Annotated in this window: 22 protein-coding genes and 1 tRNA gene; 9 read left to right on the forward strand and 14 right to left on the reverse strand. The window is 41.0% G+C overall.

The features are described from left to right. Positions 1 to 101: 101 nt before the first annotated feature. The 10 genes from ACNURT_RS13570 to ACNURT_RS13615 form a co-directional block, all read right to left on the reverse strand. Positions 102 to 1,391 carry a serine/threonine-protein kinase gene (locus ACNURT_RS13570; protein WP_419698131.1) on the reverse strand — a complete coding sequence of 430 codons (1,290 nt, stop codon included), beginning with the start codon at positions 1,389 to 1,391 and terminating at the stop codon, positions 102 to 104. Positions 1,392 to 1,670: 279 nt separating this feature from the next. Further along, positions 1,671 to 2,396: a hypothetical protein gene (locus ACNURT_RS13575; RefSeq protein ID WP_419698132.1), complete on the reverse strand. Its 726-nt coding sequence runs from the start codon at positions 2,394 to 2,396 to the stop codon at positions 1,671 to 1,673. Positions 2,397 to 2,835: 439 nt separating this feature from the next. Continuing rightward, positions 2,836 to 3,270, reverse strand: coding sequence for a helix-turn-helix transcriptional regulator (locus ACNURT_RS13580; protein WP_419698133.1), 435 nt, complete (start codon positions 3,268 to 3,270; stop codon positions 2,836 to 2,838). A 323-nt stretch (positions 3,271 to 3,593) separates the two neighbouring features. Continuing rightward, the gene (locus ACNURT_RS13585) at positions 3,594 to 4,814 is read right to left on the reverse strand and encodes a site-specific integrase (RefSeq protein ID WP_419698134.1); all 1,221 of its coding nucleotides are present in this window, start codon (positions 4,812 to 4,814) and stop codon (positions 3,594 to 3,596) included. Between the two features lie 246 nt (positions 4,815 to 5,060). After that, positions 5,061 to 5,150: transfer RNA gene (locus ACNURT_RS13590), tRNA-Ser, on the reverse strand. A 98-nt stretch (positions 5,151 to 5,248) separates the two neighbouring features. Further along, positions 5,249 to 6,235, reverse strand: a complete 987-nt coding sequence (locus tag ACNURT_RS13595) for a YihY/virulence factor BrkB family protein (protein ID WP_419698135.1) — start codon at positions 6,233 to 6,235, stop codon at positions 5,249 to 5,251. 10 nt (positions 6,236 to 6,245) lie between these two features. Then, positions 6,246 to 6,653 (reverse strand): acyl-CoA thioesterase, encoded by a 408-nt coding sequence (locus ACNURT_RS13600; RefSeq protein ID WP_370995720.1) that lies wholly within the window; start codon positions 6,651 to 6,653, stop codon positions 6,246 to 6,248. Beyond that, positions 6,653 to 7,708, reverse strand: coding sequence for an endolytic transglycosylase MltG (gene mltG / locus ACNURT_RS13605; protein WP_370995719.1), 1,056 nt, complete (start codon positions 7,706 to 7,708; stop codon positions 6,653 to 6,655). Before mltG ends, ACNURT_RS13600 begins: the two co-directional genes overlap by 1 nt. Positions 7,709 to 7,882: 174 nt before the next feature. After that, positions 7,883 to 8,185, reverse strand: a complete 303-nt coding sequence (locus tag ACNURT_RS13610) for a rhodanese-like domain-containing protein (RefSeq protein WP_419698136.1) — start codon at positions 8,183 to 8,185, stop codon at positions 7,883 to 7,885. Continuing rightward, positions 8,169 to 8,960, reverse strand: coding sequence for a PASTA domain-containing protein (locus ACNURT_RS13615; RefSeq protein ID WP_419698137.1), 792 nt, complete (start codon positions 8,958 to 8,960; stop codon positions 8,169 to 8,171). Before ACNURT_RS13615 ends, ACNURT_RS13610 begins: the two co-directional genes overlap by 17 nt. Positions 8,961 to 9,213: 253 nt before the next feature. Here ACNURT_RS13615 and ACNURT_RS13620 point away from each other — a divergent pair, with 253 nt between their 5' ends. From ACNURT_RS13620 to ACNURT_RS13630, 3 genes are all read left to right on the forward strand, one after another. Continuing rightward, positions 9,214 to 10,194 carry a D-alanine--D-alanine ligase gene (locus tag ACNURT_RS13620; RefSeq protein ID WP_419698138.1) on the forward strand — a complete coding sequence of 327 codons (981 nt, stop codon included), beginning with the start codon at positions 9,214 to 9,216 and terminating at the stop codon, positions 10,192 to 10,194. 181 nt (positions 10,195 to 10,375) lie between these two features. Beyond that, on the forward strand, positions 10,376 to 11,011 hold the full coding sequence (locus ACNURT_RS13625) for an ABC transporter ATP-binding protein (protein WP_419698139.1): 636 nt from the start codon (positions 10,376 to 10,378) through the stop codon (positions 11,009 to 11,011). Next, on the forward strand, positions 11,011 to 12,123 hold the full coding sequence (locus ACNURT_RS13630) for a hypothetical protein (protein WP_419698140.1): 1,113 nt from the start codon (positions 11,011 to 11,013) through the stop codon (positions 12,121 to 12,123). Before ACNURT_RS13625 ends, ACNURT_RS13630 begins: the two co-directional genes overlap by 1 nt. 151 nt (positions 12,124 to 12,274) lie before the next feature. On the opposite strand, the gene ACNURT_RS13635 is transcribed toward ACNURT_RS13630, so the two are convergent. Further along, positions 12,275 to 12,697: an acyl-CoA thioesterase gene (locus tag ACNURT_RS13635; RefSeq protein ID WP_419698141.1), complete on the reverse strand. Its 423-nt coding sequence runs from the start codon at positions 12,695 to 12,697 to the stop codon at positions 12,275 to 12,277. Positions 12,698 to 13,151: 454 nt separating this feature from the next. On the opposite strand from ACNURT_RS13635, the gene rpsO reads away from it, so the two are divergent. From rpsO to ACNURT_RS13665, 6 genes are all read left to right on the forward strand, one after another. After that, positions 13,152 to 13,430, forward strand: a complete 279-nt coding sequence (gene rpsO, locus ACNURT_RS13640; RefSeq protein WP_370995712.1) for a 30S ribosomal protein S15 — start codon at positions 13,152 to 13,154, stop codon at positions 13,428 to 13,430. A 132-nt stretch (positions 13,431 to 13,562) separates the two neighbouring features. Next, positions 13,563 to 15,695, forward strand: a complete 2,133-nt coding sequence (gene pnp, locus ACNURT_RS13645) for a polyribonucleotide nucleotidyltransferase (RefSeq protein ID WP_370995711.1) — start codon at positions 13,563 to 13,565, stop codon at positions 15,693 to 15,695. Between the two features lie 168 nt (positions 15,696 to 15,863). Continuing rightward, complete coding sequence (locus ACNURT_RS13650) at positions 15,864 to 16,136, forward strand: hypothetical protein (RefSeq protein WP_370995710.1); 273 nt, start codon at positions 15,864 to 15,866, stop codon at positions 16,134 to 16,136. 258 nt (positions 16,137 to 16,394) lie between these two features. Continuing rightward, entirely contained in the window at positions 16,395 to 17,063 is a 669-nt protein-coding gene (gene rpe / locus ACNURT_RS13655) for a ribulose-phosphate 3-epimerase (protein ID WP_419698142.1), read from the forward strand. Positions 17,064 to 17,247: 184 nt separating this feature from the next. Then, positions 17,248 to 18,315 (forward strand): 3-phosphoserine/phosphohydroxythreonine transaminase, encoded by a 1,068-nt coding sequence (gene serC, locus ACNURT_RS13660; protein ID WP_419698143.1) that lies wholly within the window; start codon positions 17,248 to 17,250, stop codon positions 18,313 to 18,315. An 86-nt stretch (positions 18,316 to 18,401) separates the two neighbouring features. Continuing rightward, positions 18,402 to 19,352 (forward strand): D-2-hydroxyacid dehydrogenase, encoded by a 951-nt coding sequence (locus ACNURT_RS13665; RefSeq protein WP_419698144.1) that lies wholly within the window; start codon positions 18,402 to 18,404, stop codon positions 19,350 to 19,352. Between the two features lie 165 nt (positions 19,353 to 19,517). Here ACNURT_RS13665 and ACNURT_RS13670 read toward each other — a convergent pair whose 3' ends face one another. The 3 genes from ACNURT_RS13670 to ACNURT_RS13680 form a co-directional block, all read right to left on the reverse strand. Then, positions 19,518 to 20,918: an MBL fold metallo-hydrolase gene (locus tag ACNURT_RS13670; RefSeq protein WP_419698145.1), complete on the reverse strand. Its 1,401-nt coding sequence runs from the start codon at positions 20,916 to 20,918 to the stop codon at positions 19,518 to 19,520. 129 nt (positions 20,919 to 21,047) lie between these two features. Beyond that, the gene (locus ACNURT_RS13675; protein ID WP_419698146.1) at positions 21,048 to 22,880 is read right to left on the reverse strand and encodes an ABC transporter ATP-binding protein; all 1,833 of its coding nucleotides are present in this window, start codon (positions 22,878 to 22,880) and stop codon (positions 21,048 to 21,050) included. A gap of 69 nt (positions 22,881 to 22,949) precedes the next feature. Continuing rightward, positions 22,950 to 23,432 (reverse strand): hypothetical protein, encoded by a 483-nt coding sequence (locus ACNURT_RS13680; RefSeq protein WP_419698147.1) that lies wholly within the window; start codon positions 23,430 to 23,432, stop codon positions 22,950 to 22,952. Positions 23,433 to 23,443: the final 11 nt, after the last annotated feature.

Below are 23,443 nucleotides of genomic sequence, written 5' to 3' on the forward strand. Positions count from 1 at the left end.
GAGGCGGGACATTCGCTTTCTGAATTTTTCGGTTATCTTTACGATTGATAGGTTAGCCACATTTGTCAATAATCAAGAGATGAAAAGAGGTGAGCGTACTTTTATTCACTCTCTTTAGTCAGAACCGTGGCGAAGTCAGGCCAAATAATATCTTCCATACTTTCGAGTACTGTATCATCAACCAAGTCGGCTACACTCTGAAAGCGTTGAATTATCTTTTCCTCTTGTCCAATAATAATAGAAAGGATATAATCAGCCCCATTGGGATAAACTTTAAACATATAGCTCCGCTTAATCTTGCCTTTAAATTTTTCAGTCAAATAATAGTGTCCCGCAATACAGATGGGGTCCCAGTGTGGCAAAACTGAGGGGCCACTGATTCCAATACTGACGTTGGGGAATTTATTTCTAGCTGGAAATGCAGCGAAAATTTGTTTGAGACGTCCATACATTGCCTGCAACACTACCTCGACTTTTCCTTTTGATAAGTCAGCTGCACTCATGATTAGGGTCTTGTAATCTATCTTTTCTTCGTCTTTTATATCCCTAAGTTTATTAAGTAGATCTGTCAAACCATTGATGTCTTGGAATCTATTATTCAGTTGCACCTGAAAGCCTCTATCAAAAAGTTGCCTAAGCAAATTAATTTTCACCTTGGCCGTGCCTTCAATTAAACTTTCAAAGTCTACACGCTGATGAGGATATCTTCCTTCCTCGTCTAGGAAATGAGATGGATATTTAGAAGTCAATAAATAAAAGAGTATGCCGACAAGATAAGTGATGTCGCTCCTTTTGTCGCGTTTGTTGCCATTATTGTGTTTCAGCTCTGGTAAATATAAAAAACGGTTACCCAATTGCATAACGCCGGATTCGTTGAGTACTTCATCTGCCTCCATGGCTGATAGACCAAAATCAATCAATCGTGGTTCAGCTACTCTACCGTCCTTCAGAATAATGTTGTCTGGCTTGATATCCCGGTGAACAATACCAAGTTCGTGACAAGCAATCAGGATATCTGTCATCTTTAATACAAACTGAATCGCCTCATCTAAGGAAAGCGGTCCTTCTGCATCAATTTTTTCTTCAAGGTTAACACCTTCAATATAAGGATAAACAAAGAAAAGCCGCTTCTCTACATCCGGAGTTTCATCACAATTGTGATCAACTATTTGAGGAACGAAGGGATGTTTTAAAGCTATATAGGAATGAATCTCCCTATAGAATCGAGTACGCCTCTCCAACATGGTGGCATCTTTAATAACTTTCAGCACGAACTTGCCCGGTACAACGTCGTTGATCGATGTTACTAGAAAATTATCACATTGTCCACCTCCATTAAGTTCTTTTTCAATTTTCCAGCGATCTGTCCAAGGTTTTGATTGTTTGGCCATCTTATTATGAGAAAGGTGATAAGGTTATTAAAGTAAGTTGCTAATAAATGCAAGAGAATTTTTCTTAATAAAATTACAAAAAACAATAACATTATATATGTTACCAGAATAATATTTTCAATCGAAAATGTGTTAGACATTTAAATTACCCTCATTCGTCAAAAAGATTGGAAAGCAACTTTAATTCAGCTAAGAATTGTGCTGAATTTCTTGCATAAATAGGCCTATACCTCTATTATACGAAAGATATAAGCAATGGTGCTGCTAATGGGTGTAAATTCAAATCACGTACCAGTTGTCCCGAACCAGTATAGTAGCCATATTCAACGGTTTTGTGGCATCAGGTACACCATCCAAACTGTAAATTCGCCGGTAAGCTACATCAACCAAAATGCAGTCTCGGGGATTGAGGCTAATATTTTTGCTATCATAGTATTTTTTTAAAACGAGGAGTTTAACCGCCGCTTCTTCCGCAGGAAATTTCGTCTTTGAGAAATTGAATTTAAGAAACCCAATATGATCTAAACCATATTGATCGTGCAAATGTATGTCCGCCATTGTGCCGATCCGAACACTGTTGAGCATGATGGCATTTTTCTTTTGATCGAGGTTACTGTAGAATGTATAGTATTCAAGTATCGGCGTTAACAAAGTAGCCATTGCAATAATCCCATCCAAACCTTCGGCAGAGTAAAAGTTATTTTTGTACATCACTTTCTCCCTCGGATAGGCAGTTGCAGCCTTTCGATATTCTTTAGCCTTTCGTTTAAACTCGTCAAAATACAAATCATAATCATCCTTGAAGTTTCCCTCAAACGCATTACATATGCATTTGCGAGCCATCTCATGATACCCTGGTACAAAATCGGATGGGTACTTGCTGTTTTTGATAATAGTTAGCTTAGCTCTTTCGGACGCTACAACTAATCTACCCATCATGGTTAAAGATATCCGTGGTTCTTCAACGACCTTGCGCGTTTTAATTTCTAATTCTACAGCACTCATCTTATGAAAGATTAATTATGCCAAATTAGTTGGCATTTTAATTAAAGATACGGGTAATCAAAGCGTTGTAATAGAATTACTTTTGCACATTATGTGCTTTTACTAACAATATTAGTCTGTAAACTTTCCCTATTTGTTCTAACTTGAGGCTTCGAAGCAGCTTTATTCATTGAAATGGCAACTATCCTACTTGTTCGAATGAAAAATGTATCAGACAGTGTTACTTTAATTTTTTCAACAGAATAGACCATGGTTATTCAACCTATCAACCGTTAAGCAACTGACAACTTCAGAAAGCAGAACTGCCAAGGGATCGTGGAATAAGTGGGTTGGGACAGGGACTGTGCATTTATGCCGCGAAAGCCCTTTACAGTTTTGCATTCGCGGGTTAACTTTGCTGAAACAGGTGGTCGGTTTTTTAATAGCTATTTGGCGTTTATCAACCTTTCTGAAGGGCTTGTTTAAGTATATCTACTTTTTCACGTTCGCTATCCAATAAACGCTCATATAGCTTTTTGTTTTCTTCAATCACTTCAAGCCATTTGTCTATTGGATTAAAGGTGCAATAGTTTGCATGAAAAGTGCCATTACTGTTACTGAAACTATTGTCATTGAAAGTGTTAAAATAAGTTACGGCTGCCTGCTCATCAAAATTTTTAATGGCTTCTTCGGGTACTTTTAACGCTTGAGCAATCTTTGATAACAATTCCGGTTCAATAACCTCTTTAGCTTCCAGCAATGAAATTCTTTTCTGACTCCAATCCTCTCCAAGTTCCAACGCGAGTGCTTCCTGTTTTAGCCCGAGCATTTCACGGAAACGTTTAACATTGCGGCCCTGGTGTATTTGATTTGATCTTTCGGCAGTTGTCGTCATAGGTCAGAAGTATTTATAAATATTATATAGCCAAAGATAATAAAAATTACAAGCAGGTAGAGGCCTCGGTAATTTAGAAGACCAGTAGTAAGTTATGCCTGCAATTAGATAACAACACTATTTTCCTCATTCACCATAAACGCGAAGGTAGCATAAGCCGGATAAAATGAAAAGGCTATACAAGCGGGCAGTTATTTTTAGTTTTTCAATGGCTTGCCCGGCCTTGTCATTTTGTCCGGCTTCGCGCTGTTGTTGCTTACATGGTGAATAAGGAATGAATTATTCATTACCCAAAGCAGATGTGAAAAGCACACCGCTGCGAATTACCTCGCTGCAAATTTCTGCTTTAACCGGCCCATGTCCTCACTCACCTTGGCATCTAGGATTTTCGCATAATGCTGCGTTGTCTTGATATTCGTATGGCCAAGCATTTTGGATACACTTTCAATGGAAACGCCATTTGCAAGTGTTACAGTTGTTGCAAAGGTGTGCCGGGCTATATGATAGGTCAACTCTTTATTGATGCCACAGGCATCAGCTATTTCCTTTAGATAGCTATTCATTTTTTGATTGCTCAATACCGGCAATAATAAGCCATCATTGGCGCATTGCGGATGGTCTTCATATTTGGCCATTAATTCCATTGCCTGGGCTAACAATGGTATTCGGGAAGCTGTATCTGTTTTTTGGCGGCTCGTGTAAACCCATTTCTGGCCATCAATACCAGTGACTATTTCAGTGCGTTTTAACTTCTTTACATCCGCATAAGCTAAACCAGTGTAACAGCTAAAAAGAAAAATATCCCTTACTTGCGATACGCGGTCACTAATCAGTTTTTTACACGCCATTGTTTCTAATTCCTCGCTGTTTAGAAAATCTCTTTTGACCTCTTTTACTTTTGGCTTATATTTTACAAAGGGATCTCTTTCCAGCCAGCCATTTGCGATACAGATCAAAATTATTTTTTTAAAATTCTTCAGGTATTTGACTGTGGAGTTGTTATTACAGCTTCTTTCTGAGCGCAAGTAAAAGTCATAAGCCATAATAAATTCATGGTCGATTGCATTTATATCAATGTCCATAACATTGTATTTCCATAGCAGGAATGCCTTAGTATGTTTGAGGCTTGTTTCATATCGGTCAAGGGTGCCTTTTGCATACTCTTTACCGATTAATGCTGCAACCTGCCTGTTATGTTCTTCGAAGATTGGCACCAACATTTTTCCTGGCGATGTTTTGCCGCCCAGTAGCCTGTCTTTTAAGTTTGAAGCGGTGATCGTTAATTTTTTTTCTATCATGTCCCGATGGACATCGTATACCTGGTGCTCTAATGTTTTTAAGTAAGCGTTGATGCTTTTTGCATCTTCATTATTGCCATTTAATTTCTGGCCGTTTGTGTTCCATTTGTCGGGATTGACATAGCGTTTAGAGGAGATTTCAATACGCGCGCCATCAATGGTGATACGTAAGTAAACAGGGGCAAGGCCATCTGAATTAGTTTTTGTTCTCTTTACATAAAAGAGGAGATTAAAAAATTTGTTCATCGCTGAAGCTTTTTAAGTGAATAAAATTAGTTAGATATTCAGCTATTATCAAGATGTTCAATTATAGAACAGGCTCAATAACAGCAACTTATAAGCGTTCTGGTGACCTTCTACATTTCCTTGTTACAGGTCACCTACAGGTCACCAGAGAAAAGCGATTTATTGGTTTATTTTAGCGTGGGCTAAAAACAAGAAACGCCGTAAATAATTCATTTACAGCGTTTTTGATCCTAATTATAAAATACTTGGCGGAGAGCTAGGGATTCGAACCCCAGGAACCTTTCACAGTTCAACAGTTTTCAAGACTGCCGCAATCGACCACTCTGCCAGCTCTCCGGCGACAAAAGTACAAATCCCGACTGAATTACCAAATCTGTTTACCGTTTTTTTTCAATTATTTAATATTGGGGAATAAGCGTTTGACGCTCAGTTGGTTAATTTTTTGGAGCGTCTGTTTTTTTACTCCGAAAGGTGTTATGAAGGGGTTTTACGATACGAATGTTGCGTTTTGAAAGCTCAATACTGGCGTTTAATTCAAATCCGATGAGCAAAATTAACGAATTGAGGTACATCCAGATCATCACTACAATGATGGTTCCAATGGAGCCGTACACTTTGTTGTATGATGAAAAATGGTTAATATAATAGGAAAACCCTATTGAGGTTAATATAGCTAAACCAGTGGCTAGAACAGAGCCCGGGTTAATGAATTTCCACCTTTTTTTGTGAGCCGGCCCGTACCTGTATAAGATAGATACCGTTACAAAAAATATAATGATGATCACTACCCAGCTTAGTACCAAACCAAGTAAGGAGTACAACCAGATGATGCTTTTACTGATCAAATGTCGCCTGATGAATTTTATGGCCGTTTGTCCTGCCACAAGTATACCTATGGCTATAACAAGGGCAAAACTGATGGCAATGGTAAGCAGAAGCGCTACCCCACGCCTTTTTATCCAGCTGCGCCTGTCTTTGAGCAGCGACGATTTATTAAAAGCCTTCATGAGGTTGGTTACCCCATTGGTAGCAAAATATAGCGTAGATAAGAAGCCTAATGATAATAACTTGCCATTTTGGTTCTTGATGATATCAATGAGAGTGTCCCTGAATGCCAGGTAGGCGTTTGTAGGCAAAATGGTCGATAGTATTCGCAATAATTCAACCTGGAAGTGATTTATAGGAATATAAGGTATCAGGGTGCACAAAAATATAGTTGCCGGGAATATAGCCAGCATAAAGCTGTACGCTAATGACGATGCCCGGTTAACCAATGAACTGTTGGCAATTTCCTTGTAAAAAAAAACAATAACTGTATACAAGGGCAGGGGGCGGAAACCCGGCAGGATGATAGCTTTTGTCCAGTCAACAAAGTACCTGTAAAACCCAAACCGGAGCAAAAAATGGTGAAGCCATCTCATTAACCCAAATCTACTTAAAAAATGGTACTAATTTATCAATGAAATCCTGTGGGGGCAGGCAGGGTCGGTTTGTTTTCATGTTGATGAATACCAGCAATGTTTCGCCCTGATTGATGAGTTCACCTTTGGGGTTACTGAGTTCGTACCGGAAATGGATGCGGATGCCAGGCATTTTATCCATGATCACCTTTACGCTGATCTCCTCGTCATACAGGGCCGGTTTCAGGTATTTACATTTCAGCTCCAGTACAGGCATCATAATGCCCGATTGTTCCATGCCACTGTAAGTTAAACCCAGGCTGCGCAGCATTTCTACACGGCCAACTTCATAAAACTCGGCATAGTTGCCATAATACATATAGCCCATCTGGTCGGTTTCGCCGTACCTGACACGTATTTTAGTAGTATGCTCAAACATTAGCGCATGATGTTTCGCTCGTTAAGCGCCTGCTGAAATTTATGCGCGTTCACCAAATGATCGGTCACGTTGGTGGCAAAGGCATGATAGCCCGAAAAATCGGCCTTGGCACACATATAAAGGTAGTCGTTCTTTTGATAGTTCAATACCGCTTTTACCGCGGCAACCGATGGCATCATGATAGGTCCTGGAGGTAAGCCTTTATGCAAATAAGTATTGTACGGTGAATTATATGACAGATAACGGGTTAACACGCGCTTAATAGTAAAATCATTCAGGGCAAAGATTACAGTAGGATCTGCGTCCAGTGTCATGCCTTTTTTTAGTCTGTTGAGGTATAAACCGGCTACAGCCGGCATTTCGTCGTCATGCAGCGCTTCGGCGTCTACAATGGAGGCTAAAATGGAAACCTGTGGCAAGGTTAAATTAAGTGCTGCTGCCTGTTGTTTGCGCTCTGGTGTCCAGAATTTTTCATAATTGGCATACATCTTTTCAAAAAATTTCTCGGGCGATGTATTCCAGTACAATTGATAGGAGTTGGGCATAAACATGGTATACACATTATCGGCAGTAAAACCATATTTAGACACATAGCTTGCAGAATCCAACAGGTTGATTATGGCCGTTGAATCGGGCTCGATCTTTTTGGATACGAAACCGGCAAACTGCTCTTTTTGCCTTAAACCATGAAACTCCAGCTGAACAGGCTCCTGTGTGCCCGATGCCAGCATATTGATGAGTTTGCGGTTACCCATACCCTGACGCAAATGGTAACGGCCCGGTTTTATCCGTTTAGGATAGTTCATATTTACAGCCGCCCAGTTAAACGAGGCTGTATCTTTCACCAGATCCTGCTCCTGTATGGTTTTTAATACCTGGTCATAAGTAGCGCCGGTATGTATATACAGGTATTCTTGTTTGCCCGTAACGTTGGGGCCAAAGTATTTTAAGTAATAATTGAAACCGGTAAAGCCCAGCAGTACAATAATAACGAGCACCAGGGCTATGATGAATTTTTTGAGTATACCCTTTGACGGCGCTTTTTGTTCAGTCATGATAAATAGATATTTATTTTATAGAATCAAGATATTAGAGTCAGGAATCAAGATGAAAAAAGTTTTGCTGATTGTAAAAACCTCATCGTTTGAAATATTAAAACCTGGGCAAAATTAACCCATTACTATTGTTTTTCTTAATTTTTGACTCTAATATCTTGATTCTTGATTTAATTATTTTAGTTTTTGGAGGGCTATCAATCCGCCGCTTAAATTTTTAACGTCAAGATAACCATTTTGCTGCAGTATAGTTTGTGCTGTTTTACTGCGCAAACCAACTTTGCAAATAACGATGATCTCGTCTGTTTTGTTGTAGGGCCAGTCACTAATCACTTCTTCCAGTTTTGGTAAAGGAATATTGAGCCCACCTATATTGTAGGTATGGTATTCCATTGTCCCGCGCACATCTACCAGGTTCAAATGCTCACCATTATCCAGGCGGGCCAGCAACTCAGTAGCATTAATTTGTTGGGGCATCTGGCGTTTTGGTACCTTGAGTTACGGTTAAGTTGATACGTGTACCAATACTGGCTTTACTGGCCGAATCGGTTTTCATAGGGTACTGTGATACTACAACCACGTTGGTGGAGTCGGTAATGGTTCCCTGGTAAGTAATAGTACCAATAGTAAGGCCGGCTCCTTTGATAGCAAAACGAGCGGCGTCCAGATCAAGTTTAACCAGTTCTGGGATCTCCACTTCACTGGCACCTTCGCCATCGCCCAAAACCAGGTCAATACGCGAGCCTTTGGGTATTTTGGTGCCTGCTTTGATCACCTGGCCGCCAAAACGTACTTCCAGGATACGGTCGCGAGCGATATCGGAGCGATAGGTAGTGTCGCCAATTTTTAAACCATAGTTAGATAGGGTTGCCACCGCTTCACGGTAACTGCTTTGTTCCAGATCTGGCAGCGAAATATTGGGAGCCTGCAGGGTAACCATAGTAAGGTAAATAACACGGCCTTCCTTTACATTGGTGCCCGCGTCAGGATCTTGCTCCACAATAGTTCCGGGAGCTACATCCTGCACATAAACCGAGTCAATCTTATAATCAAAGCCCTGCTCTTTTAATGTGGCTGTAGCCCTGTCTATCAGCAGTCCTTTGAGTTTTGGTACAGGTATGCCGGCACCGTGGTGAGTGTAGTATCCGAGGCTGTAAAAAGCTATTAAAACGATGACTATTACCGAAATAATAGCCATGATGATGTTATTGCGAAATGATTTTGTTTTTAAGTAGGCCCCAAATTTGCTCATTGGTATTGTAGTCAAATTAAGTATCAAACATAGTGATAATTTCGGAATTCGGATTTGGGATTTCGGATTTTAGGTTTGGCTATTTAGGAATTTTGATTTTCATTTTGGTATATTCCACACTATTATCCTAATTTCGGAATCGAAAAGGAGAGGCCTTCAAAAGGGATAAAATACAAAGTTCCAAATCAAAATAAATCCGAAATTGAACATCCGAAATCCGAAATCAAAATAAATCGAATATCCGATATCAGAAATGAAAAAAAACATAGCTCTTTTAGCCGGTGGTTTTACCGGTGAATATGAAGTATCCATAAACAGCGCCAGGAATATAGCGAATACTCTACCAGCCGAAAAATATCAAATTTATACCTTATTAATTAATCGCGACAGATGGTTTTATGAATCGGAGAACGGTCCGGTTGATGTAGATAAGAATGATTTTACTATCACGCTGAATGGCGAAAAGATAAAATTTGATTTCGCGTTTATTACCATACACGGCACGCCCGGCGAAGATGGTAAGGTACAAGGCTATTTGGATATGCTGCGCATACCTTATAATACTTGCGATGCCACTACATCTGCCATTACTATGAATAAGGCCTATACCAAAACCCTGGTAAATGGCATACACGGTTTGCACACCGCTCATTCCATGCGCCTGTTTGAAAAGGATATGCACGATGTGGCTATTATTGCCGCTACACTGAAATTTCCATTGTTCATTAAACCGAATAACGGTGGTAGTAGCGTGGGAATGAGTAAAGTATATAATGTGGCTGGTTTGCCCGATGCCTTAAAAAAAGCTTTTCATGAAGATCAGCAGATCCTGGTGGAAGAGTTTATCAAAGGGCGTGAATTTAGTATTGGGATAGCCCGGCTGCATGGCAAAATAACAGTTTTACCTGCTACGGAGATCATTACCTCTAAAGACTTTTTTGATTATGAAGCCAAGTATACCTCAGGCGTAACTGAAGAAATAACCCCCGCCGACCTCACCGCTGAGCAAAACGAACGGATAGCCAATATTGTAACCGAAGTTTACAGTAGACTCAATTGTAAAGGCATGGTGCGGATAGATTTCATACTGCTGGAAGGTTCAAATGATTTTTATTTTATTGAAGTAAATACCACTCCGGGGCAATCGGCTGCCAGCCTGATACCACAACAAGTACGAGCAGCAGGTATGGATCTGGGTGAGTTTTACGGCGCGCTGATAGAAGGAGCGATTTAAGAGATTTCGGAATTCGGATGTTCGATTTGGGAATTTGAAAAATATTCTTTTTTAATCATCCCCCAATAAATTCGAAATTGAACATCCGAATCCCGAAATTAAAAATATTATATTATTGTAGAGGCGCATATTTGCGTCTCTTTTTTGTAACAAAGGTTATTCGTTCCTCATCAAACCATCAATGCTAAAATTTATAAAATTTAAAAAGCTATACGGCGGATTCCCGGCATTAAATGTTGAAGAGCTTACGATCGATCCGGGTATCTACTGGATAAAGGGTGCAAATGGTTCCGGGAAAAGCACCTTGCTTAAATCCATAGCAGGCATACTATCATTTGAGGGTGATATTTTGCTGGATAACAGCATCAGTATCAAAAAACAACCTGTGGAATACCGGAAACTCGTAAATTTTGCCGAGGCTGAACCTATATTCCCAGAGTTTTTAACGGCCAAGGAGTTGATAGCGCTGTTTGCACAGGTCAAAGGCGCGCCAGCGGGGCAGGAGCAATATTATATAGATGCCATGCAGATGCAGGCTTATGTAAACCGACCGGTTGGTACGTACTCCAGCGGGATGCTTAAAAAACTATCGTTGGTATTGGCATTTATGGGGAAACCGAAATGGATACTGCTGGATGAGCCACTCATCACTATTGATACTGCTTCTTTAAAAATCTTGAATAGCTGGATAGCCGAACGTTACAACCAGGAGGGGACAAGTTTCCTGTTATCGTCGCACCAGGCATTGGAACATGCCGAACTGCCCATAACCCGCGAATTACTGGTAGAAGACCAAACCCTCAAATTTATTGCCTGATGCAGCAGCCACTCACCAAAGTATTGCTCAAAATATTTGCCGGTGGCTTTTACCAGGTGCATGCGGGGATATTGTTTTTTGTGTTTTTTATAATGGTGGGTACAGTACCCGGCAACATGCTGATAAGCTACCATAAATCGTTAATGTTGGCCATGACCAGTAGTCCGATGATGCTGGCTTTGGTGCTGGCGGTATGGCTTATTTATATAGCCAAAAGCTGGCACTATGTAAGCATCCAGCTTTTTGCACCTGATAAGCAATTCCTGTTTTACAGTAGTACAGCATTAAGCCTCGTAGAACAACGTAAAAGTTGGTATTATACGCAGGCTGCCATTTTAGCGCCCATTATTATTTATGCGCTGATGGCTGTTGGGGTAGGGCTTGCACATCGTTTTTATATTTTACCTGCTGTGATCATCCTGTTTTTAAGTGTTATAATCTGGTGCAGCGCGGCTCTATACATGCGCGTGATGAATGGCCTGATCGACAGTAATAAACAATCGCTTTTACTTAGGTGGAGCAGCAAATGGCGCAAGCCTTATTTTAGTCTGTATGTGTATCACATATTTGACGATAAAAAAGTGTCTTATTTTATCACCAAAGGATTATCATGGTTGATCATCAGCGGGGTGTTTTATTTGTTTGCCGATGTAAGTACCGATACAAGGGTGGCAGGTATAGTCATACTGGCGGTGATCACGGCCCATGTAGTACTGATATTTGAAGAGCGCCGTTTTGAAGAAACCAAATTAAGCTTCGCCCGTAATTTACCTGTCAGCCGGTTCCGGTTGTTTTTAAACTTTGCCAGTGTTTATTTCTTTTTATTATTGCCAGAAAGTGTTTGGCTTTTCAGTAGGTTTCATCTGCTGATGGCTTTGGAGCTATTGCTGGCTGGATTAAGCATAGCCCTGCTGTTCCACAGTCTGCTATATTGGTTTGGTCTCAATATGGATAAATACCTGCAATGGATCCTGGGCTTGTTTATCGTGCTATTTTGGATAATTATGTTCCACTTGCTTTGGGCACTGATACCATTAAACCTGGTTATTGCTTACCTCTTTTTCTATAACAATTATTATAGGTATGAGGGAGTCGTGAGTCGTGAGTCGTGAGTCGTGAGTCGTGAGTCGTGAGTCGTGAGTCGTGAGTCGTGAGTCGTGGTAAAATTGATGAACAATTTAGTGAAAAAATCCTAAAATCCTTTAATCAGGTGAATCAAGGTTCAGACAAAAACTCACTACTATGCACTCACTATTCACGATATTATATCAGGTAATGATCAATCACATCCTGTGGGATCTTAGCGCCACGACCGGTGGCCATATCGATCATCACATAATCAAAATAACCGTCGCAGCTTATTTTGCCTGTAGCTTTATTGGTGATAGTGAATTGTACCCGGCAGCCTTTCTCGTTAATTGATTCGATACCTGTTTTTACAATAAAGTAATCGCCCATAGCCAGGGGGCGTTTATAATCTACATGGGCAATACGTATTACCCAGCCAAAGCCACGCTCCATGAATTTTTCCATGGCCATGCCGTAGCAGCGTTCCATCTGATCATAACGGGCAGCCAGCACATAATCAAAATATTTGCTGTTATGCACATGCTGAAACATGTCAATATCATCGGGCCGTACACGGAGTTCAGTTTCAAAGGTGCTGTATTGGACAAGAGTATTCATCAGGCAAATATAGTTGATTAGGTTGATTGAGTGAGTGGTTGACTATGTTGATTGCGTGAATCGCATTCCCGCGTTAGGGATTGCAGCGGATACCGGCTCAGAGCCTAAGGCCTGCAGGCGTATGAGTGGAAAGCCCGGGCCGCAGGCAACGCACTCTTTATAAGTCAAAAGTTAAGACTCAAAAGTCAAAATAGTATGATGCGATGCCGAAAATTCGGCATGACTCCGAGATATATTATCTATTTAACTCAACTTATTTACTTACTTAACTAACCCAACCTAATCAACCAATCACTCATTTACTTATTCACCACATTCAACCTAATCACCCAATCACCCAATCCAACTCATTCAACCACTCACCAACCCATCAATATATTTTTACTTTTGAATTAAAACACTATCTTTGCACCCACAATTAATTAATCATTCACGCTTTAATATTATTCAAGTAATGTATTTAGGTAAAGAAGCAAAGGCAGAGATCTTTGCAAAACATGGTAAAGGTGCTACAGATACTGGTTCTGCAGAAGGACAGGTAGCATTATTCACCACCCGTATCGCTCACTTAACCGGGCACTTAAAAAATAACAAAAAAGACTTCTCTACTCAATTATCACTTCAAAAGTTGGTAGGTAAACGCCGTGCATTGCTGGCATACCTTTACAATAAGGATATTGAAAGGTATCGTGCTATCATCAAAGCGTTACAGCTTAGGGATATCATCAAATAAGTTTTTCAAGTTTTTCTTAAAAAGCCGTCCGTAATATTCGGATGGCTTTTTTACTTTTGAACAAATATATACACACACACATAAAAATCGATGCGTTCCGAAAGATGAAAAGCGCATCACAACAAAAACAAGATGAGTTTAAACGTAATTAAAAAGGTTATTGATTTAGGTGACGGCCGCACCATTGAGATCGAAACCGGTAAACTGGCCAAACAAGCCGATGGCTCTGTAGTGATTAAAATGGGTGATACCATGTTATTGGCTACTGTAGTATCATCACCGGAAGCGAAAGAGGGAGTTGATTTTTTACCCCTTTCGGTTGACTACCAGGAAAAATACGCTGCCACTGGTCGTATACCAGGTGGTTTTTTACGCCGCGAAGCCCGTTTATCAGACTATGAGGTATTGATCTCCCGTTTGGTTGACCGTGCTTTACGTCCAATGTTCCCAGAAGATTATCACGCTGATACACAAGTGATGATCTCTTTAATATCTGCCGATAAAGATATTATGCCTGATTGCCTTGCCGGTTTGGCAGCATCTGCAGCCTTGTCGGTTTCTGATATCCCTTTTAACGGCCCTATCTCTGAAGTTCGTGTAGCTAAAATTGATGGTCAGCTAGTGATTAACCCAACCCTGAGCCAGCTGGAGAATGCAACTTTAGAATTTATTGTTGCAGGTTCTGAGCATGACATCAACATGGTTGAAGGTGAATCAAAAGAAATTCAGGAAGCTGAATTGGTTGAGGCTATTAAATTCGCGCATACTGCTATTAAATTACAGTGTTTAGCTCAAAAAGAGTTAACCGCCGAAGTTGGTAAAACTCAAAAACGTGTTTACAGCCATGAAAACAGCAACGAAGAGCTGAAAAAAGCTATCTACGCTGCTACTTACGACCAGGTTTACGCTATCGCTTCTTCTGCATCGGCCAAAGACGAGCGCAGCGCTAAATTTAAAGAAGTACGTGACGCTTATATCGAAACTTTAGGTGAGATAGATGATGTGACTAAATTCCTGGCCAAAAAATATTACCACGATGTGGAGTATGACGCTATCCGTAACCTGGTATTAGACGAAGGTAAACGTTTAGACGGTCGTACAACTACTCAGATTCGCCCGATATGGAGCGAAGTCGGCTATTTACCATCTGCTCACGGTTCTGCCGTATTTACCCGCGGCGAAACACAATCATTAACAACAGTTACCTTAGGTGCTAAGGATGATGAACAAATGATTGATGGTGCTTTCATCAACGGATACCAGAAATTCCTGTTACACTACAATTTCCCTGGTTTCTCAACCGGCGAGGTTCGTCCTAACCGCGGTGCTGGTCGCCGCGAAATTGGTCACGGTAACTTGGCTATGCGTTCATTGAAGCAAGTATTGCCTTCTGAAGACGAAAATCCATATACTATCCGTATTGTTTCTGATATCCTGGAGTCAAACGGTTCGTCATCAATGGCAACAGTTTGTGCTGGTACATTGGCACTGATGGATGCAGGTGTAAAAATTAAAGAGCCAGTATCAGGCATCGCGATGGGATTAATTACCAACGAAATGGGTACTAAATATGCTATTCTTTCTGATATTTTGGGTGATGAAGATCACTTAGGTGATATGGATTTTAAAGTAACTGGTACTAAAAACGGTATCGTTGCTGTACAAATGGACTTAAAGATCAACGGCTTGTCATACGAAGTGTTAACCAACGCTTTGAACCAGGCTAAAGATGGTCGTTTACATATCCTTGGCGAAATGGCTAAAACCATTACTCAGCCACGTGAGGATTACAAACCACACGCTCCGCGTATTGTTACCATCAAGATCGACAAAGAATTTATTGGCGCGGTTATCGGGCCCGGTGGTAAAATTATCCAGGAAATGCAGCGCGAAACAGGTGCTACCATTTCTATCGAAGAAAAAGATAACCAAGGTATTGTTCAGGTATTTGCCGATAACAAGGCTTCTATCGATGCAGCTTTAACCCGTATCCGTAACATCGCTTCTAAACCAGAAGTTGGTGAAATATACGAAGGTAAAGTAAAATCAATTATGCCGTTTGGCGCATTTGTTGAAATTATGCCTGGTAAAGATGGTTTATTGCACATTTCTGAAATTGATCACCGTCGTATTGAAACGATGGATGGCATATTCCAGATTGGTGACGAGGTAAGGGTTAAATTGCTTGACGTAGATAAGCAAGGAAAATTAAAACTTTCAAGAAAAGTTTTATTGCCAAAACCAGAAGCCCCAAAGGCTAATTAATTATTGAATTTAGCATGCAAAACCCTCGTAAAGAGGGTTTTGTTATTTAGCCTGTTTTGTTGACGTTTTTTTGAAAAAAAATTAAAACAAAACAGGCTTATTTGAACTTTAGTAAAGTTGAGAGATAGTTGATAAAACCATACAGTCCGATCCTGCTTGATAAAAAACATGACTTCTTCTGCTAATGATCCTTTAGATTTTCTAAATAACAATCCGCATGGGATACAGTCGGGCGCGCAAACCGACCTTGTGCAATTGTTGTTATATGAGATCATTAGAGTAAAAGATCTCATTGTATATTACGACTCCATTCCCAACGGAGGCGGCCAATTGGGCTCATCTATCCTCAACGAACTGGTATCCGAGGCCTACAGCTCCCTGGTAAACTACGATACTGTGCTCATGAAAAAATACTACGACTTATTGCTTAATTGCGATTAAGCCTTCCCAGTCACCTGAAGAGCGAGTTTTTGAATAACCTTTAATTTTCTTGTCCTATATTATTTGTCATTTCTCTCCGCGCGTCATTGCGAGCGAAGCATGGCAATCCCCAATTAGTAGGGGCGCTCTGTAAGTAGGGGGTTGCCATGCTTCGCTGCGCAATGACGAATTAGTATACGATATATCATAAATCGTAAAACTTTACATAAATTTTATAACTCTCCCTTTTGAGCGCCGGGGGGATTATTATATTTGCATATGAACCATCTGATAGCACCATCAATTTTAGCTGCCGATTTTGCCAACTTGCAACGCGATCTGGAAATGATCAATAAAAGCGATGCGGATTGGGTGCATGTTGATATTATGGACGGTATGTTTGTACCTAATATATCATTTGGTTTCCCGGTGGTTAGCGCCACCAAAAAATACGCCACCAAGCCGCTTGATGTTCATCTGATGATCGTGGAGCCCGATCGGTATTTAAAAGCTTTTAAAGATGCCGGTGCCGATGGTATGACCGTACATTACGAGGTTTGTCCGCATTTGCATCGTACCATACAGGCCATTAAAGAGCTGGGATGCAGGGCAGGAGTGGCCCTTAATCCGCATACCCCAGTTACATTGCTACAAGACATTATTGCCGATCTTGACCTGGTGCTGATCATGTCTGTAAACCCCGGTTTTGGCGGGCAAAAGTTTATTGACAATACTTATAAAAAGCTGCATGACCTTAAAGAGCTGAGCCGCGACAAAAATCCGAACCTGTTTATTGAGGTTGATGGCGGCGTTGATCAGCATAATATCCAAAAATTGGTTGATGCCGGCGCCAATGTGTTGGTTGCAGGCAGTTCTGTATTTTCGTCGGCCAGTCCCCTGGCTGCTATATCTCATTTAAAATACCCCGAAAAGTTATTACAATCGTAATAAATTCTACGAACTCCGTAGGATAAATTGCAAATTTGCAATCAAAGGGCCTTTTGTTGATTAATTGTATATTTTTTCAAAAAATGTAAATAATCTCTATATATTTTGTCAAATTAATTAACTTCGGCCCAACTAAATACGAAGTTCCTAATCGTGTATTCAGAACCTACAATTTGTTAACTATATGAAACATAATTTTGGTGCCGGACCAGGCATTTTACCTCAGGAAGTTTTAAAACAAGCTGCCGAGGCGGTAATTGATTTAAATGGTATAGGATTGTCATTATTGGAGATCTCACACCGTTCAAAAGAATTTGAAGCAGTTTTAGATGAAGCTGTAAGTTTGGTGAAAGAATTATTCAGCGTTCCTGAGGGTTATTCGGTTCTGTTTTTACAGGGCGGCGCCAGTACACAGTTTGCTTTGGCTCCTTATAACCTGTTGCCGTCAACCGGTAAAGCTGCATACCTGGAGACTGGTGTGTGGGCAAATAAGGCTATAAAAGAAGCTAAATATTTTGGAGAGGTTGAAATTGTAGCTACTTCAAAAGAGAGCAACTTTACGTATATCCCTAAGGATTATACCATCCCCGCTGATGCTGCTTATTTCCACATCACCTCCAACAATACCATCTACGGTACGCAATTACAGGAGTTCCCTAAATCGCCAATCCCGTTGGTTTGTGATATGTCGTCAGATATTTTCAGCCGCAAAGTTAACATTGCCGATTTTGGCCTAATCTACGCTGGTGCTCAGAAAAACATGGGTCCTGCAGGCGTAACCCTGGTGATCGTAAAAGATGACATTTTAGGCAAAGTTGATCGCAAGATCCCGGCTATGTTTAACTACCAAACGCAAATTGAAGGTGGCTCAATGTACAATACGCCCCCATGTTTTGCTATCTACGTATCTATGTTAACACTTAGATGGTTAAAAGCCAAAGGTGGTGTCGCTGCAATTGAGCAGGAAAACATTACCAAAGCACGTGTATTGTATGATGCAATCGATGCTAACCCATTATTTAAGGCAGTAGCTGCTCCGGAAGATCGTTCAAACATGAACGTATGCTTTGTAATGGAAAACCCTGAGCTGGAAAAACCTTTCCTTAAACTATGCGACGAAAGAGGCATAGTAGGTATAAAAGGTCACCGCAGCGTAGGTGGTTTCCGTGCATCGATCTATAACGCATTACCTTTAAGCAGCATTTTGGTGCTGGTTGATGTAATGAACGAGTTTGCAGAAAGTAATAAATAATTTAGTGAATAGTGAGTTGAGAATGGTGAGTAGTTTACTGCTATTTAACCATTCACCACTCACTACTCACCACTCACACAAAAGACATGATCAAAATATTAGCTAACGATGGTATAGATCCAATTGGAAAGAAACTTTTGGAAGATGCCGGATTTTTTGTTGATACCAACAATATACCTCAGGATGAATTACCCCAAAAATTAAAAGAATATGATGCCATCACCGTGCGCAGCGCAACCAAAGTTCGCAAGGCTTTAATTGACGCTGTACCTAATTTAAAAGTAATAGGTCGCGGTGGTGTTGGTATGGATAATATCGACGTAGAATACGCCCGGGAGAAAGGTTTAAGCGTTTATAACACACCTGCCTCTTCTTCATTATCTGTTGCTGAACTGGTATTTGCCAGTTTATTTGGCGCTGTACGTTTTTTGCATGACAGCAACCGCAAAATGCCGGTTGAAGGTGCTGCAAAATTCAACGATCTGAAAAAAGCTTATGCCAAAGGTATCGAGCTGCGTGGTAAAACATTAGGTATTGTAGGTTTTGGCCGTATCGGCAGAGAGGTAGCAAAAATTGCTATCGGCGTTGGTATGGATGTTTTAGCTTATGATCTTTTTGAATTTAACCCTGAGCTTGACATTGTTTTAGGTGGCGGTACTACTGTGAAAGTAGCCGTTAAAAAAGCAACGCTTGATGAAGTGATTAAAACAGCCGACTTTATTACACTGCATACACCATTCATCGACAAAGCCCTTTTAGGCGCCGAAGAATTGGCTCAAACCAAAAAAGGTGTAGGCCTGGTAAACATTTCACGCGGCGGCTTAATTGACGAACTGGCCCTGATCGACGCTTTAAACAGCGGACAAGTTTCATTTGCGGCTCTTGACGTATTTGATAACGAACCAACTCCTCGCGAAGAAATATTAAAACATCCTAAAATTTCCCTTACCCCGCATATTGGCGCCGCCACTAACGAGGCCCAGGAACGTATAGGTGTTGAACTGGCCAATCTGATCATTGACCATTTCAAAAAATAAAAAGTAGATACGAGGTTTACAATTAACACAAATAGCCGGGATCTGTAAATGATCCTGGCTATTTTGTTTTATAAGGTATGATTTTAGCTTTCTGAAGCAGCATATGTGGATAAGCCACATTTTGTCAAATGAAAGGGCGAATCATTATTAATAATGAAACTTGGCTTATAGTTGATAGGTTACATCCTTCTCTGGAATAGTAACCGTATAGCCACTCTGCTTTAGGTCGTTAGCCAGTAACTGCATGCTCTCGGTTTCGCCATGTACCAGAAAAACGCTTTTGAGTTTTGATTTGTCCTGCTGCTTTACGTTCTCCATCAGGTCGTTATGATCGCCATGGGCACTTAGTACGTCGGTCTGTTTAATGGTGGCATAAACGGCCAGTTCGTGATCTTTAATGTGTACAATGGAGTCGCCTCGTAATAAACGGTGACCTAAAGTACCTTTGGCACAATAGCCTATAAAGAGAATGGTACAGTAGTAATTCTGGATATTATAAAAAAGATGATCCTGGATACGGCCACCCTCCAGCATTCCTGCCGAAGAAATAATGATGCAAGGCTCGTAATAATTGGAGATCTGGCGGCTATCCTTTAAATTCTCTACATACGTAAGGTTTTCGAATTCAAATTCATCGCCTTTGTCCTTGTAAAAATCCTGGGCATCCTGGTTTACCAGGCTATGGTATTTCCTGAAAATGCCGGTGGCTATAGTAGCCATTGGGCTATCTACAAACACTTTAACTGGAGGGAGAAGTCCTTCACTGAAGATTTTATTGAGCGAGTAAACCAGTGATTGCGTGCGACCGATACTAAACGCTGGTATAATTAACCGCCCTTGTTCTTTGACACAAGCCTTATCAATAACCTCTATCAGGGTTTGCTCCACAGACTTACCTTTGGTATGATAGCGACCGCCATAAGTGGATTCAGTAACCAGGTAATCAACAGGAGGTAATTCCTGCGGATCATTTAATACCGGGTAGTTTTTGCGGCCGATGTCACCGGTAAAAGCGATAGATTTTTCTTCACCATTTTCGATGACACGCAACACCGCTGATGCAGCACCCAGTAGGTGCCCAACCGATATAAAAGTAAGCTCAATATTGCCGTTGATGCGGAAAGGCCGGTTAAAACCTATAGTAACAAAGCGGTCGACGGTATCCATTACATGCTTTTGGAGGTAAAGTGGTTGAGGACCTCCACCGCTATTAAACTTACCTTTACCGCGCTTCCTGTTGCCTTTATTGGCCTTATTCATGAAGATACTAACTGAGTCAAGCAGTAAAAGCTCGGTCAGGTCGGCAGTAGGTGGGGTACATAGGATCTGTCCGTTAAAACCCATTCTGATGAGTGTTGGCAAATTGCCGGAGTGATCAATATGCGCGTGCGTTAATATCACTACATCGATCTCCTCCGGGCGAAACGGAAAGTTCTCGTTATCCTGTATGCTGCGGTCTTTCTCGTAATCTAACCCGCAATCCACTAAAATCTTATATCGGTCAACTTCCAGCAAATGCATGCTGCCTGTTACCTGCCGGGCTGCCCCGTGTATGGTTAATTTCATTTTATGTTATACGTTGTACGTATGACGTTGTACATTTTTGTGTGTAATATAATAATTGAAAAGGCTATTTAAAAAGTCTAACGTGTTATGTAAAACGTCTAACCTTTACCATACCAAATAAGTGGTCTGTTAGCCGTTCTGTGCATCAAACTGCAACTGATTTAAATAGCGGTATAGGCCCTGTTCATTGCTAATCAATTCCAGGTGATTACCACATTCAATGATCTCGCCTTTTTCCAGTACAATGATCTTATCGGCTTCGCGAATAGTTGACAGGCGGTGTGCTATAATGATGGATGTTCTGTCTTTCATCAATTCTTCCAAAGCCTCCTGTACCAGCCGTTCCGACTCGGAGTCCAATGATGAAGTAGCTTCATCCAGGATCAATACTGAAGGGTTTTTAAGTAATGCGCGGGCTATAGCTATACGCTGGCGCTGACCACCAGATAGTTTAACACCACGTTCGCCTACAATGGTTTCATAACCATCAGGAAAGGAAGTAATGAACTGGTGCGCGTTGGCGCGTTTGGCAGCTTGTATGATGTCTTCTTTTGATGCGCTGAGTCGACCATAGGCTATGTTCTCGGATATGGTTCCGCCAAAAAGCATCACATCCTGGGGTACAATGGCTACCTGGTTGCGGATATCCGTAATGGAAAAATCAGAGGTGGGTTTACCATCAAACAGAATGTTGCCACTTTGAGGATGATAAAATTGCAGGATGAGTGATGCCATGGTTGATTTACCAGAACCACTTGGCCCAACAATAGCCACTTTTTGGCCAGCTGCCGCATCAAACGAAATACCCTTTAAAACGGTGAGTTCTGAACGGGAAGGGTAGGCGAATACTACATTTTCAAAAGCCAGATTACCTTTGATTTTTTGATCTACCTGGTTGTTGTTTTCAACCATATGGATGTCTTCGCCTTGTTCGGCCAGTATTTCCAAAACACGTTCACTTGCGCCAACGGCTTTTTGAAGATTAGCATACAAATCGGGAAAAGTACCCATGGCGGCGCCAACAAATATGGAATACATGATGAAAGTAGTCAGATCGCCAACCAGTATCTCGTGATTACTCACCAGTACCGAGCCGTACCATATAACACCCACAAAGGTGCCGAACAGACAAAACACAATGAACGATGCGAATATTCCACGAAATTTGGCGCCTTTTACAGCTATATTCACTACCATACGCAAAATTTTGTCATAGCGGGTAGCTTCGTAGGCTTCGTTCACAAAAGCTTTAACATTGGCAATACCCTGCAGGGTTTCTTCAACAATGGTATTTGATTCGGCCAGCCTGTCCTGCGCCTGACGTGATAGTTTGCGGATATATCTCCCGAAAAATACAGCGAAGCCCACCAGGAAGGGGAGGATTGCCAGCAAAGCCAGGGTTAGTTTTATAGATACTACGGCCAGCAAAATAACACTGCCCACCATGATCACCAATTGCCTGATGATCTCGGCAAAGGTGGTGGTCAACGTATCCTGGATCTGTGACAGATCGGCCGATATGCGGCTGTTTAACTCACCAACACGGCGGTTGGCAAAAAAGTTCATAGGTAGAGTGATCAGCTTAAAATAAGTATCGCGACGGATATCGGCCAGTGATTTTTCGGCCACCTGTACAAACCAAACCACCCGGAAAAAGGAAACAAAAGCCTGGCCAAATAATAACATGAAGCCGGCAAGAGCTATAGCATTAAGGCTGTGCGGTAAATAGCTGTTAGGATATTTGCCTTGCGCGGCATCTATCAAAGCACCTAATATTTTAGGAAAAGCAAGTCCTACAAGGCTGGATACAAACAAAAATACCAATCCGGCTATAAATTTACCCCGGTAAGGTTTGATGTAATTAAGCAGCTTACGGATGTTTTGTATACTCTGTCTGTTAATTTTTGCCTTGGGTAATTCTGCTTCTGCTTTAGCGCCACTATTCAGTCGTCCTCTTGCCATGTATATATTTAAATTCTAAACTCTAAATTCTAAATCCAAAGTGAAGCACCTGGATCTAAGTTCGCAAAATTACACCTTAACTTTACTTTTTCTGCTTATCAGAAATAAAATTGACGCAAACATGAAAACAATGATCAAAATATAGATGTATTGCATGGTATGGACCTTTTGAACACTGGTCTTTAACGCGGCATTTTGCTGCCTTAACTTGCTGATCAGATTGACATAGTTTTGATTGATAGCTTCGGCCTCTTTAGAGTGGCTTTGGATCTGCCTTTGCTGAAAGGCGCGGTATTCCAGCAGGATCTTAAGTTCCTTGTAAATGTTATCATCAGTTTTAACAATATCCATCAAAATATCGTTCGACCGGCGGATATCACCTTTGGTTTGAAATCCAAATATCCCTGTATGCTCATTGAGGCTTTGGCTATACTGGCCAAAACGTACTTTGCGCATATCCAGCATACTGTTTATTTTTTTTCGCTGTAGCTGATAAGCGATGGAATCGGCACTTACCTGCGCATTTGTTTGCGCTTGTAGGTTTGCAGCCATGAAAAAGATGA

This window comes from Mucilaginibacter sp. NFX135 (assembly GCF_048565145.1).
Lineage (GTDB): Bacteria > Bacteroidota > Bacteroidia > Sphingobacteriales > Sphingobacteriaceae > Mucilaginibacter.

Bases quoted from the DNA above. Each gene is read 5' to 3' on its own strand.
- ACNURT_RS13600 (WP_370995720.1), bottom strand. From the start codon at position 6,653: ATGTTTGAGCATACTACTAAAATACGTGTCAGGTACGGCGAAACCGAC.
- ACNURT_RS13575 (WP_419698132.1), bottom strand. From the start codon at position 2,396: ATGAGTGCTGTAGAATTAGAAATTAAAACGCGCAAGGTCGTTGAAGAA.
- ACNURT_RS13670 (WP_419698145.1), bottom strand. From the start codon at position 20,918: ATGAAATTAACCATACACGGGGCAGCCCGGCAGGTAACAGGCAGCATG.
- rpsO (WP_370995712.1), top strand. From the start codon at position 13,152: ATGTATTTAGGTAAAGAAGCAAAGGCAGAGATCTTTGCAAAACATGGT.
- ACNURT_RS13610 (WP_419698136.1), bottom strand. From the start codon at position 8,185: ATGCCCCAACAAATTAATGCTACTGAGTTGCTGGCCCGCCTGGATAAT.
- serC (WP_419698143.1), top strand. From the start codon at position 17,248: ATGAAACATAATTTTGGTGCCGGACCAGGCATTTTACCTCAGGAAGTT.
- ACNURT_RS13615 (WP_419698137.1), bottom strand. From the start codon at position 8,960: ATGAGCAAATTTGGGGCCTACTTAAAAACAAAATCATTTCGCAATAAC.
- ACNURT_RS13595 (WP_419698135.1), bottom strand. From the start codon at position 6,235: ATGAGATGGCTTCACCATTTTTTGCTCCGGTTTGGGTTTTACAGGTAC.
- ACNURT_RS13680 (WP_419698147.1), bottom strand. From the start codon at position 23,432: ATGGCTGCAAACCTACAAGCGCAAACAAATGCGCAGGTAAGTGCCGAT.
- ACNURT_RS13580 (WP_419698133.1), bottom strand. From the start codon at position 3,270: ATGACGACAACTGCCGAAAGATCAAATCAAATACACCAGGGCCGCAAT.
- ACNURT_RS13630 (WP_419698140.1), top strand. From the start codon at position 11,011: ATGCAGCAGCCACTCACCAAAGTATTGCTCAAAATATTTGCCGGTGGC.
- ACNURT_RS13635 (WP_419698141.1), bottom strand. From the start codon at position 12,697: ATGAATACTCTTGTCCAATACAGCACCTTTGAAACTGAACTCCGTGTA.
- ACNURT_RS13650 (WP_370995710.1), top strand. From the start codon at position 15,864: ATGACTTCTTCTGCTAATGATCCTTTAGATTTTCTAAATAACAATCCG.
- ACNURT_RS13570 (WP_419698131.1), bottom strand. From the start codon at position 1,391: ATGGCCAAACAATCAAAACCTTGGACAGATCGCTGGAAAATTGAAAAA.
- ACNURT_RS13620 (WP_419698138.1), top strand. From the start codon at position 9,214: ATGAAAAAAAACATAGCTCTTTTAGCCGGTGGTTTTACCGGTGAATAT.
- ACNURT_RS13585 (WP_419698134.1), bottom strand. From the start codon at position 4,814: ATGAACAAATTTTTTAATCTCCTCTTTTATGTAAAGAGAACAAAAACT.
- mltG (WP_370995719.1), bottom strand. From the start codon at position 7,708: ATGACTGAACAAAAAGCGCCGTCAAAGGGTATACTCAAAAAATTCATC.
- pnp (WP_370995711.1), top strand. From the start codon at position 13,563: ATGAGTTTAAACGTAATTAAAAAGGTTATTGATTTAGGTGACGGCCGC.
- rpe (WP_419698142.1), top strand. From the start codon at position 16,395: ATGAACCATCTGATAGCACCATCAATTTTAGCTGCCGATTTTGCCAAC.
- ACNURT_RS13665 (WP_419698144.1), top strand. From the start codon at position 18,402: ATGATCAAAATATTAGCTAACGATGGTATAGATCCAATTGGAAAGAAA.
- ACNURT_RS13625 (WP_419698139.1), top strand. From the start codon at position 10,376: ATGCTAAAATTTATAAAATTTAAAAAGCTATACGGCGGATTCCCGGCA.
- ACNURT_RS13675 (WP_419698146.1), bottom strand. From the start codon at position 22,880: ATGGCAAGAGGACGACTGAATAGTGGCGCTAAAGCAGAAGCAGAATTA.